13 protein-coding genes are annotated in these 11,773 nt (G+C 34.9%); 9 read left to right on the forward strand and 4 right to left on the reverse strand.

The features are described 5' to 3' along the window. Positions 1–11: 11 nt before the first annotated feature. A complete protein-coding gene (locus ACSVH7_RS04470) occupies positions 12–248 on the forward strand; it encodes a thioredoxin family protein (RefSeq protein WP_438065493.1) in 237 nt (78 codons plus the stop codon). Between the two features lie 10 nt (positions 249–258). Continuing rightward, positions 259–1,233: a permease gene (locus tag ACSVH7_RS04475; protein WP_438065494.1), complete on the forward strand. Its 975-nt coding sequence runs from the start codon at positions 259–261 to the stop codon at positions 1,231–1,233. A gap of 72 nt (positions 1,234–1,305) precedes the next feature. Here the strand turns inward: ACSVH7_RS04475 and ACSVH7_RS04480 are convergent, their stop codons facing one another. Further along, complete coding sequence (locus ACSVH7_RS04480; protein ID WP_438065495.1) at positions 1,306–3,567, reverse strand: M1 family metallopeptidase; 2,262 nt, start codon at positions 3,565–3,567, stop codon at positions 1,306–1,308. Positions 3,568–3,731: 164 nt separating this feature from the next. Between ACSVH7_RS04480 and ACSVH7_RS04485 the strand changes: the two genes are divergently transcribed. The 3 genes from ACSVH7_RS04485 to ACSVH7_RS04495 all read left to right on the forward strand — a co-directional run bounded on the left by ACSVH7_RS04485 (position 3,732) and on the right by ACSVH7_RS04495 (position 5,851). Beyond that, on the forward strand, positions 3,732–4,586 hold the full coding sequence (locus ACSVH7_RS04485) for an aldose 1-epimerase family protein (RefSeq protein WP_438065496.1): 855 nt from the start codon (positions 3,732–3,734) through the stop codon (positions 4,584–4,586). Between the two features lie 10 nt (positions 4,587–4,596). After that, complete coding sequence (locus ACSVH7_RS04490; RefSeq protein ID WP_438065497.1) at positions 4,597–5,148, forward strand: GNAT family N-acetyltransferase; 552 nt, start codon at positions 4,597–4,599, stop codon at positions 5,146–5,148. Between the two features lie 145 nt (positions 5,149–5,293). Next, a complete protein-coding gene (locus ACSVH7_RS04495) occupies positions 5,294–5,851 on the forward strand; it encodes a DUF3575 domain-containing protein (RefSeq protein ID WP_438065498.1) in 558 nt (185 codons plus the stop codon). Here ACSVH7_RS04495 and ACSVH7_RS04500 read toward each other — a convergent pair. Next, positions 5,848–6,072, reverse strand: a complete 225-nt coding sequence (locus ACSVH7_RS04500; RefSeq protein WP_438065499.1) for a VF530 family DNA-binding protein — start codon at positions 6,070–6,072, stop codon at positions 5,848–5,850. The genes ACSVH7_RS04495 and ACSVH7_RS04500 overlap by 4 nt on opposite strands. Before the next feature lie 70 nt (positions 6,073–6,142). On the opposite strand from ACSVH7_RS04500, the gene smpB reads away from it, so the two are divergent. Next, complete coding sequence (gene smpB, locus ACSVH7_RS04505; protein ID WP_438065500.1) at positions 6,143–6,595, forward strand: SsrA-binding protein SmpB; 453 nt, start codon at positions 6,143–6,145, stop codon at positions 6,593–6,595. Positions 6,596–6,665: 70 nt separating this feature from the next. Then, a complete protein-coding gene (locus ACSVH7_RS04510; RefSeq protein WP_438065501.1) occupies positions 6,666–7,304 on the forward strand; it encodes a hypothetical protein in 639 nt (212 codons plus the stop codon). Positions 7,305–7,337: 33 nt separating this feature from the next. Here ACSVH7_RS04510 and ACSVH7_RS04515 read toward each other — a convergent pair whose 3' ends face one another. Then, positions 7,338–7,979, reverse strand: coding sequence for a protein-L-isoaspartate(D-aspartate) O-methyltransferase (locus tag ACSVH7_RS04515; protein WP_438065502.1), 642 nt, complete (start codon positions 7,977–7,979; stop codon positions 7,338–7,340). 164 nt (positions 7,980–8,143) lie between these two features. On the opposite strand from ACSVH7_RS04515, the gene ACSVH7_RS04520 reads away from it, so the two are divergent. Both ACSVH7_RS04520 and ACSVH7_RS04525 read left to right on the forward strand, forming a co-directional pair. Continuing rightward, a complete protein-coding gene (locus tag ACSVH7_RS04520) occupies positions 8,144–9,109 on the forward strand; it encodes a Gfo/Idh/MocA family protein (protein WP_438065503.1) in 966 nt (321 codons plus the stop codon). A gap of 85 nt (positions 9,110–9,194) precedes the next feature. Then, positions 9,195–10,082, forward strand: coding sequence for a 3-hydroxyacyl-CoA dehydrogenase family protein (locus ACSVH7_RS04525; protein WP_438065504.1), 888 nt, complete (start codon positions 9,195–9,197; stop codon positions 10,080–10,082). Between the two features lie 74 nt (positions 10,083–10,156). Here ACSVH7_RS04525 and gpmI read toward each other — a convergent pair whose 3' ends face one another. Beyond that, on the reverse strand, positions 10,157–11,674 hold the full coding sequence (gpmI, locus tag ACSVH7_RS04530; RefSeq protein ID WP_438065505.1) for a 2,3-bisphosphoglycerate-independent phosphoglycerate mutase: 1,518 nt from the start codon (positions 11,672–11,674) through the stop codon (positions 10,157–10,159). Between the last annotated feature and the right edge of the window lie 99 nt (positions 11,675–11,773).

Here is an 11,773-nt window from a genome sequence, read left to right on the forward strand (position 1 = left end):
AAAAAAATACTATGAGTACTGAAATCAAAATTTTACATTCGTCATGCTGCGGTGCTAAATCACCAATTAAAGAACAATTAACAGCAATTGCAGAAAAAAACAATCTTGACATTTCGATCACCGAGTTATCCGATTTACAAGATACTATGGCTTTTGGAACAATGACCTTCCCATCTCTAGTTATCAACGGAAAAGTCTATGATTACAAAAAAATAAATCCAGAGGAACTTTTAGTATCCATTCTTTAATTCATTAAAAATGGAAACACTAACAAATCTTCTCACGTATCTGGCAGATTTTGTGGTCTATGATAATTTTGGACTTAGCAGTACCGATAAAATTGGTGCTGCTTTACACTATTTCATCATTACTTTTAGCGAGATCTCGATACTGGTAATTCTAGTTACTTATCTAATGGGTATTGTGACTAATTATTTGCCATTAAATAAAATTCGTCTATACCTAGAAAAAAACAAAAAAACGGGGATTGGAAATCTAGCGGCATCTACTTTGGGAGCTATCACGCCATTTTGCTCTTGCTCCTCGATTCCATTGTTTGTGGGTATGCTTAAGGCAAGAATTCCTTTTGGAATCACACTTTCTTTTTTAATCACCTCGCCTTTGGTTAATGAAATTGCCATTGCCCTATTTTGGGTCGCTTATGGTTGGAAAGTAGCCGTGATTTATATTATATCAGGCATTCTTCTTGGGGTTGTTGGAGGAATAGTATTGGATAAAATGGGAATGGCTGAACATATCGCCGATTGGTTAAAAACTTCTGATTCTTTTCAAAATTCTGAAGAAGAAGATAAAAGAACCCTTCTTCAACGTCTTCCTGAAATTAACTTAGAGGCCATTCAAACCTTAAAAAAGCTAGTGGTATATGTATTTATCGGAATTGCGATTGGTTCCTTTATTCACGGATATGTGCCACAAGCGTTCTTTGAAAGTTATTTATCAAAATCCAATATTTTTGCAGTACCCATTGCTGTTTTGGCTGGTATTCCGCTTTATATTGATGCCGTAGGAGTTTTGCCTGTTTTAGAATCGTTGGTTAGTAAAGGAGTACCCTTGGGAACCGGAATTGCCTTCATGATGGGAGCCATTGGTTTATCGCTACCTGAAGCTTTATTGTTAAAAAAAGTGATGAAAACCCGCTTGATCATCGCTTTCTTTACTACCATCAGCATTGGAATGATACTTTCTGGATTTGTATTTAATTTAATTTTTTAACCAAAATAAAATTTATAAAAAAACGACTGCTAGATTGTTCCTAACAGTCGTTTTTATTTATTGAAAAAATTACTATTTTTCTCTAGTAAAAGGAATCACTTGTCCGTTTCCAGAAACTACCATATCAAATCCTGTTTTTGCCTCATTGAACTTGAATTTTAATCCAGCCGCAGGAGCCTCAAATGTATTTGCTTCACCAGTTACTGGAGTCGCAGTAAAAGAAGGATACCCTGATATTTCAACTTTCAAAGCACTATTTTTTTCGGTCAAAGTTATTTTCAAAGGAGCATTGGCCGTTGCATAAACCCCTAAATAATCGTCAAGAATCACATCTTTTTCTAATTTACCAGTAGCAGCAGTCCAAGTATTATTAGCAGTATTTGAATCTGGGAAAACGTGATCTGGATCAATTACAACACTTTCTATTTCTTCGGTAGAATTGTGTTTGAATGACCAATCCTTGTTACGTTGCCAAATCTCAACTGGTAATTTCACTCGGCTTACTTTACCACTTTTAGTTTTAACATCAACAACTATTGGCATTGCCATTTTTTCGAAATTCTCAATAGTAATAATGATTCCTTTTTTTGGATCGTTTTTCACATATTTCACTGAATTTACACCTTGATCCAATCGCCAGTTGTATTGGAACCAACCTCTCCAAAACCAACTCAAATCTTCACCAGCAACATTCTCCATTGTTCTAAAGAAATCGTCAGGAGTAGGATGTTTGAAAGCCCATCTTTCCACATACGTTTTAAAAGCAATATCAAAACGCTCTGGTCCTAAAACTTGCTCTCTTAAAATCACTAAACCTGAACTTGGTTTAAAGTAGCACAATACCCCAATGTTTTTCTCCTTCATATTATCAGGGGAACTCATAATGGTCTCTAGTTTAGGACTCGTCAACATTTCGCTAATTTGGTGCAAATCTGATGGTCCTTCTTTGTATTCCCCTTTGTTAAAATCAACGCCACTTAATGAATTGATAAACGTGTTAAATCCTTCGTCCATCCAAGCGAATAAACGTTCGTTAGAACCAACAATCATTGGAAACCAAATGTGTCCAAACTCGTGATCCGTAACACCCCATAAATCTTTTCCTTTGGATTCCCATCCACAAAAAACAATCCCTGGATATTCCATTCCGCCTTCATTTCCTGCAACATTGGTAGCTACTGGATAAGGATATTCTAACCAGCGCTTAGAATAATTTTCTATAGCACCTTTTACGTATTCAGTAGAACGTCCCCAAGCCTCGTTGCCTGCAGATTCTACTGGATAAGCAGATAAGGCTAATGCTTTTTTACCGCTAGGCAAATTCATTCTCGCCCCATCTAAAATAAACGCTGGTGAAGAAGCCCAAGACATATCACGCGCATTCTTAATTTGATAATGCCAAGTTTTAGTAGCAGTTGCATTGTTTTTTGCGGTAGCATTTACTTCATCGGCAGAACGAATCACCACCGTTTTATCGCTAACCAAAGCTGCTTTGTATTGTTTGAATTGCTCTGCAGTATACACTTCTGCTGGATTCAACAACTCACCTGAACACACCACCATATGATTAGCTGGCGCTGTAATTTTAATATCAAAATTACCATACTCCAAGTAAAATTCTGAAGCGCCTAAATAAGGATTGGTGTTCCATCCGCGTACATCATCATACACACACATACGAGGATACCATTGTGCTATGGTAAAAATCTTTCCGTTTTTGGTTTCCAAAACTCCCATACGGTCAGATCCTTCGTTCGGTGCAATAAAAGAAAACTCTATTTTTAGTTTCACGCTTCCTCCTTTGGCAGTAATAGCTTCAGGAAGAAAAACTTGCATACGAGTATCCGTAACTACAAATTTTACGTCGGTTGCTGTCTTAGCTTTTCCTGAAATAGCTTTAACCGATTTGATTTTAAAACCCGCGTCAAAAACCTGTCCTTGTCCTCCATTTCTACTTCCTGTCAAAGGAACTAAAGCCGCTCCTCTAGAATCTTGTTTGAACAAATTTTGCTCTAAATTCAACCAAAGAAAACTTAATTTATCTGGGCTGTTATTAGTGTAAGTGATTTCGTCAGTACCTATGATCTCATTTGAAGCATCATTTAATTTAGCCGTTAACTGATAATCCGCTCGGTTTTGCCAATAAGCAGGTCCCGGTTCACCACTTGCTGAACGCGTAGAAGTACCGTTTTTAGTATAAAAATGCGGTGCAAATGCATCGTGATAATCGTACTTAGAAACTAGTTCTTTTGTTTCAGCTGGAGTAGGTTGCTGACCAAAAACGGAGAGAACTCCAAAAAAAATGCCCAGGCAAGAAAGCCACTTTGTCTTCATAATATCTATAGTTTGTGTTAGTGTAAGCACAAATTAAATGAAAAATTAATTATTTATAACATTACAACTAAAGAAATTAAGATAATTCTTAAGGTTTAATATATTCAGTTTCTCTGTTTATAGGAATATCAATATCTTTACCTTTCATTTATAAAAAAAAGATCGTGACTACAATTTCCATAAATAACGACCAAATAACGGCACAATTTAAAACACTTGGAGCCGAATTATTTTCTTTAAAAGATAAAAACAACAAGGAATTCATTTGGGAAGGTGATCCTAATTTTTGGGGAAAGCACTCCCCTATTTTGTTCCCAATAGTAGGCTCTTTACAAAACAATACTTTTGAATATAATGGTGTCTCTTATTCACTACCCCGTCACGGATTCGCTCGTGAACTGACTTTTGAAGTAATCAATAAAAAGGAAGATAGTGTTATTTTTTCATTACAATCCAATGAAGAAACGTTAAAAAAATATCCTTTCTCGTTTGAACTTCAATTGAGCTACACATTAATAGGCACTTCATTGCATTTAGGATACAAAGTCATCAACACATCGGATGCTGTACTTCCGTTTTCCATTGGTGGACATCCAGCCTTTGCTTTGCCAAAAGCATTCGATAGTTACCAATTACAATTTGATGGATTAAACTCTTTAACTTTTAATTTATTAGAAGAAGGGTTGATTTCTGATCAAACGAAAACCATTGAAATCCCGAATCAACAATTGAATTTGGAGTACCAGTTATTTGAGAATGATGCTTTGGTGTTCAAAAATATACCTTCAAAATCTGTAACAATTTTAGAAGAAAACCAACCCATACTCAAAGTAGAGTACCGCGATTTTCCAGATCTTGGCGTTTGGACACCCGTAAATGCTCCTTTTATTTGCATTGAGCCCTGGTTTGGTTATTCAGACACCCCAAATAATTCAGGAAAAATATTGGAAAAAGAAGGCATTCAATTGGTAAAGCCAAAATCTTTTTTTGAATCTAATTACACTATAACACTTCTCTAAATTAAATAAAATGCTAACCATCAACTTCTCTCCTTTTCCGGTTTTAGAAACCGAAAGACTCATCTTAAGAAGAGTTTTGCCCTCCGATGTTAAAGAAATGTTCGAATTGCGTTCCAATCCCGAAACTATGAAATATATCCCAAGGCCTTTGGTTACAAACTATGAAGAGACTTTGGCACATATTAAAATGATGGATGATAAAATTGAGAGTAATGAAGGTATCAACTGGGCCATTACATTAAAAGGTGATGATACGATGCTAGGAGTTATTGGACATTATCGCATCAAACCCGAACATTATAGAGCCGAAGTTGGCTATATGATTTTACCTGAATATAATGGAAAAGGAATTACTTCAGAAGCGGTACAATGTGTAGTAGATTATGGCTTCACTACTATGAAATTACATTCTATAGAAGGGGTTATTGACCCTGAAAATGAAGCTTCAGAGCGAGTTTTACAAAAATGCGGATTCGTCAAAGAAGCCCATTTTAAAGAGAATGAGTTTTATGATGGTAAATTTATTGATGCTGTAGTTTATTCTAAATTATCTAATTCGTAGTGTATTGTTTTCAAAAATGATTTCTTACGATTGATCAAGTAAGAACAAAAAAATATTGAAAAAAAGGTGTTTTTTTTCTAAATAAAAGTAGTGATAATTAGGATTTTTCTCAAATTTAAATTTACATTTGCCCAAAAATTAAATCATGAAAAAATTTATTATATTTCTTTTATTAGTAGTAATTAACACGAGTTTTGCTCAAACTTTTATCAAATTTAATGGGTTAACAGCACTTGTAGGTGTCCCTAATATTGGAATAGAAACTAGTATTGGTGATAAGACAACTTTTAGCTTTGATGTTATGGCTTCTTTCTGGAAATCGTTTGACGGACATCATCCTATGCAGTTTTATACCTTTACACCAGAAATTCGTTATCATTTTAAGGAAAAATATAAAGGTTGGTTTGTGGGGGCACATACAGGCCCTGACATCTATAACCTACAGAAATGGAATTATTGGAATAGCAACAATTACGAACACGGTTTTGGGTATCGCATCGGAGCTACTGTAGGTTACAATTACAAAATAACGGAGAATATCCGCTTAGAGGCTTTTGTGGGTGGCGGATGGCATCAAGGATTTTATAAAGGATATTATAACGACGGGACACCCGGACGTTATGAAAAAGCAAAAAATTGGAACAAAAGTGGAGAATGGCTACCTTACCGAGGAGGATTAAATATCACCTACAAATTGAACTAAAATTTAGGTAATGAGCGTAAGTACAATTCCTCTACTTGTTTTCTAGCCCATTCTGTCTTTCGCAAGAAAGTCAAACTTGATTTCACACTAGGATTTGTAGTAAAACATTTGATTTTTATCAATTCACCCAAAGTATCAAAACCATAAAAAGCCACTAACTTTTCTACTATTTTTTGAAGAGTAATGCCATGTAAAGGATCCTTTGAATGCTTTTTTTCCATGGAACAAAGGTAAAGCATTTTTTCAAAAAGAATTGCGCTTTCATTATTTTGTCCCTAAATTTGCTGACCTATGCAAAAAACAGTGAACATACTCAATAAAAGAGCTCGTTTTGATTATGAAATAATCGAAACCTATACCGCAGGAATAGTTTTGGCAGGTACCGAGATTAAATCCATTCGATTGGGCAAAGCCAATATTACCGAGAGTTTCTGCGAGTTCAGTAATAATGAATTATTTGCCATCAATACTTATATCGAAGAATATGCATTTGGCAACCAATTCAATCATAAAGCCAGAAGTGAGCGTAAATTATTATTAAACCGAAAAGAATTAAAAACCCTTGCTCGTAGTGTACAAGCCAAAGGACTCACTATCGTTCCGCTAAAATTGTTCACTAATGAAAAAGGAATGGCAAAACTACAAATAGGCCTTTGTAGAGGAAAGAAAAACTACGACAAGAGAGAATCACTAAAAGAGCAAGACACCAAACGAGACTTGGATAGAATAAAAAAAGCTTATTAATTTTCTATCTTTTATTAATTTTATTAAGCATAATCGCTATTTTTACCTAAACTAACTTAAAAAAATGATTATGAAACACTTATTACTATCCTTACTCTCCTTAACCCTTTTCAGCTGCGGAAGCAATACTGTAATTGTAAATAGTTGGAGTGATCCTGAAACTACTATTGCACAAGAGCAATTCAAAAAGATATTAGTTGTAGCTTTAGTAAAAGATGAAGCCACTAGAAGAACTACCGAAAATAGAATCGCTTCCTCTAGTCCCATTTTTGTAACTTCATTTCAATATTTGAACGGAACTAACTTAGAATTAAGTAAAGAACAAAAACTTAAAATCCTTAAAGATGAAAATTTTGACGGGGTACTTACCATGCGCTTGGTGAGTAAAGAAAAAGAAACCAACTATGTTCCTGGAACCAATACTTCTACATTCTATGGTGGATTTGGTGGAATGTATTCAGGTATGTATGGCTACGGATTTGGTAATTGGTATGGCATGTACTCTCCTAATTTTTATGCTCCAGGGTATTACCAAGAAAGCACCTATTACATGGTAGAAACCAATATCTTTTCTTTAAATAAAAACAAATTGATTTGGACAGGAACCACAAAATCTTCTAACGTTTCTGATTTAGGGTTAAAAGTAGACGAAATAATGAAAACACTTTACGGTCAAATGATCAAGGACAAGACAGTAAGTAAAAAATAAAAAAAAGCGGTTAGAAGAAAATCTAACCGCTTTTTAATTTTTATCCTCAAGCAAGGGAACAAATCGAAATTCACCAAATTCATGCTTTTCAAACTGAGTCGCATTCTTACGGATAAGCATGGTCATTATTTGAACCTCTTCACCAAGTGGAATCACTAATCTCCCTCCAATTTTAAGCTGAGCCATTAAGGGTTTTGGAATAAATGGAGCACCAGCCGTTACAATAATACTATCAAATGGCGCATGCAAAGGTAATCCTTTGTAACCATCACCGAAAGATAAATGCTTAGGCCTCACACCTAATTTAGGAAACAAAACGGAGGTTTTTTTAAACAACTCACTTTGTCGCTCTACACTATACACTTTAGCACCTAAAGCACACAAAACAGCGGTTTGATATCCTGAACCAGTACCGATTTCTAAGATTTTATCCTCTTTTTTTACTTCTAACAATTGAGACTGAAACGCTACGGTGTAGGGTTGAGAAATCGTCTGATCGGCACCAATAGGAAAAGCTTTATCTTGATAAGCATAATTTTCAAAACCCGACTCCAAAAAAAGATGTCTTGGTATCTTACCAATTGCTTCTAAAACTGAAGCATCAGTAATTCCCTTCCCTTTCAAAAGAGCAACTAATTGATTTCTAAGTCCTTGGTGTTTGGCAGTATCTTTCAATGTTGAATTAAATTGTTTCGGCAAAAATAAACTAAAAATTCAATTTCCAAATGAAAAAGAAATCCATTTAAAACTAGGTTTAGTGACATTTTATACTAGTATTTTAAGTTTTATAAAATTGGTAATTCTTATTAAATTGTTATTTTTGTAAAAAGAACATTCTTATGCTAAAAATTGGAGTATTGGGTGCTGGTCACCTAGGAAAAATACATTTGCGTTTGTTGCAACAATCAGACAAATACGAGTTGGTTGGTTTTTATGATGAAAATCTAGAAAATGGTCAAAAAATTGAAAAAGAATTTGGCTACAAACAATTCAAAACTATCGCTACTCTAATTCATGCTGTTGATGTCATAGATATCGTTACACCAACGCTTTCTCACTTTAAATGTGCCAAAGTTGCTATCAAATCTGGCAAGCATGTTTTTATCGAAAAACCCATTTCTAATACCGTTGATGAAGCTCTTGAAATTATTGCTTTAGCCAAAGAAAACAAGGTCAAAGGTCAAGTAGGTCACGTAGAACGATTCAATCCCGCTTTTATCGCTACAAAAAACATGATCGAAAATCCAATGTTTATTGAAGCACATCGACTAGCAGAATTTAATCCTAGAGGAACGGATGTACCCGTTGTGTTGGATTTAATGATACACGATATCGATGCTATTTTAAGTGTCGTGCAGTCCAAAGTGAAAAATATTAGCGCCAGTGGTGTATCGGTAATCAGCGAAACTCCTGATATTGCCAATGCTAGAATTGAATTTGAGAACGGATGCGTTGCTAATTTAACTGCCAGTCGCATATCCATGAAAAACATGCGTAAATCAAGATTTTTTCAAAAAGATGCTTACATCTCGGTTGACTTCTTAGAAAAAAGATGCGAAGTGGTTAAAATGAAAGATGCTCCAGAAGTTCCTGGTGATTTCGATATGATTTTACAAAATGCAGAAGGAGTAAAAAAACAAATCTATTTTTCTAATCCAGAGGTAGAACAAAACAACGCCATTCTAGACGAATTAAATTCTTTTGCAGACGCCATTAACAACAATACTACCCCAGTTGTTACTTTAGAACAAGCAACAGAAGCCTTGCGTGTAGCTTATCAAATTATTGATTGTTTTAAAAAATAATACTACTACAAATAAATAAACAATTTAAAACAAAGCTTGAAGTTGTATGGTATAACTTTGAGCTTTTATATTTAAACAAAAACTTATGAAAACAATAGCTGTTATAGGTTCAGGGACTATGGGTAACGGAATTGCCCACACCTTTGCACAAAGCGGATTTACAGTAAAATTAATTGATCTTTCTGAAAAAGCATTAGATAAAGGAATGGCAACCATTGCTGCCAATTTGGACCGAATGGTAAGTAAAGGCACCATTACAGAAGAAGACAAAGCCAAAACTATTACCAATATCATTACGTATACGGATATCAAAGACGGAGTGGTTGGTGTAGACTTAGTAGTAGAAGCCGCTACAGAAAACGTAGAACTAAAACTAAATATTTTCAAGCAACTGAATGAAGTTTGTTCTCACAACACTATTTTAGCTACCAATACTTCTTCTATTTCAATTACGCAAATCGGAGCTGTGGTAAGTCATCCAGAGCGTGTTATCGGTATGCATTTTATGAATCCGGTACCAATTATGAAATTAGTTGAAATCATTAGAGGATACAATACATCTGATGAGGTTACCGAAATCATCATGAAATTATCTGAAAAACTAGGAAAAGTACCTGTTGAGGTGAACGATTATCCTGGTTTTGTGGCGAACCGAATTTTAATGCCGATGTTAAATGAAGCCATAGAAACGTTGTACAATAAAGTAGCAGGCGTTTACGAAATAGATACGGTAATGAAATTGGGTATGGGACATCCAATGGGACCATTACAATTAGCTGATTTTATTGGCTTGGATGTATGTTTAGCCATTTTAAACGTCATGTACGAAGGATTCAAAAATCCAAAGTATGCGCCTTGCCCATTATTGGTCAATATGGTTCGTGCTGGAAAACTAGGAGTCAAATCTGGAGAAGGTTTCTATGACTATAGTGAAAGTAAAAAAGCAGAAAAAATTTCAAAAATGTTCTTGTAATTTTTTATTCTCTAAAAATAACAAACCCCAAAATCAGTTGATTTTGGGGTTTGTTTCTATAGAGGCTTTCGAGTTTACAATAACGAATGACTCGTCATCACAGCAGGTTTTTCAATTCCCATCAATTCTAAAATTGTTGGTGCAATATCACCTAACACACCATCATTAATTTTTTTTAATTCTTTGTCAACTAAAATAATTGGCACAGGATTCGTAGTGTGCGCCGTATTTGGACTACCATCAGGATTAATCATCGTTTCACAATTTCCGTGATCGGCAATTACGATAGTGGTATAATCATTGGCCAAAGCCGCTTCAATTACTTCTTTCACACAAGCATCAACTGCTTCACAAGCTTGAATGGCAGCACTCATTACTCCTGTATGCCCAACCATATCACCATTAGCAAAATTCAAACAAACAAAATCAACCTCCCCTTTATTCAATTCAGGAACTAAAGCATCTTTTAGTTCATAAGCACTCATTTCTGGCATCAAATCGTAAGTAGCTACTTTTGGAGAATTTCTTAAAATACGTGTTTCGCCTTCAAACGGCGTTTCTCTACCTCCTGAAAAGAAAAAGGTAACGTGTGGATACTTTTCAGTTTCGGCAATACGGATTTGTTTTTTGTTGGCTTTTTCTAAAACCTCACCTAAAGTCTCTGTAATATTATCTTTGTTATATACCACTTTTACATTTTCGTACGTTTCATCGTAATTCGTCAACGTAACATAATACAAAGGCAGTTTATGCATGTTTTGTTCATGAAAATCTTTTTGTGATAACGCTTCTGTTAACTCACGACCTCTATCTGTTCTAAAGTTAAAAAAGATGACCACATCATCTTTTTCGATTTTTGCCAAAGGTTGATTTTGAGCATCCACCACTACCAAAGGATCAATGAATTCGTCAGTCACTTCTTTAGCATAACTTTCTTCGATAGAAGCAACTGGATTTTGAGTATGTTTTCCCGTTCCATTAACAATTAAATCATAAGCTAATTTTACGCGTTCCCATCTTTTATCACGATCCATAGCATAATATCTACCTACAACAGAAGCTAATTTAGCAGTAGTTGTTGCCATGAAATTTTCTAAATCTTGAATGTATTTTTTTCCTGATTTTGGATCTACGTCACGACCATCCGTAAACGCGTGAACAAATACGTTATCCAAACCATATTCTTGAGAAGCGGTAATCAAACCACGTAAATGAGAAGTATGAGAATGCACTCCCCCATCTGAAACCAACCCTAAAAAGTGTACTTTTTTGTTGTTCTCTTTGGCATATGTAAAAGCATCAATTAGAATAGGTTCTTTCGCCAAAGTATTATTGGCCACTGCCAAATTAATTTTAGCTAAATCTTGGTACACAATTCTACCAGCACCAAGATTCATGTGCCCAACTTCACTATTCCCCATTTGTCCTTCAGGCAAGCCTACGTTCAATCCATCGGTTCTTAATTGAGCACTTGGAAAATTTTCGTAAAGACTATTTATAAAAGGGACATTAGCGTTGTCTATTGCAGATACTTTAGGATCAGGTGATTTCCCCCACCCATCAAGTATCATAAGGATTACTTTCTTGTTCATGATTATTTTTTTATCAAATATAGAGAATTTTCAAAAGCCGAAAAAGCATTCCAAAATACCCTTTGAATTTCAATCGTTATAGATGATAAAAATTCACAA

The sequence above is a fragment of the Flavobacterium sp. TSSA_36 genome (assembly GCF_051547165.1).
In the GTDB taxonomy this organism is placed as follows: Bacteria; Bacteroidota; Bacteroidia; order Flavobacteriales; family Flavobacteriaceae; genus Flavobacterium.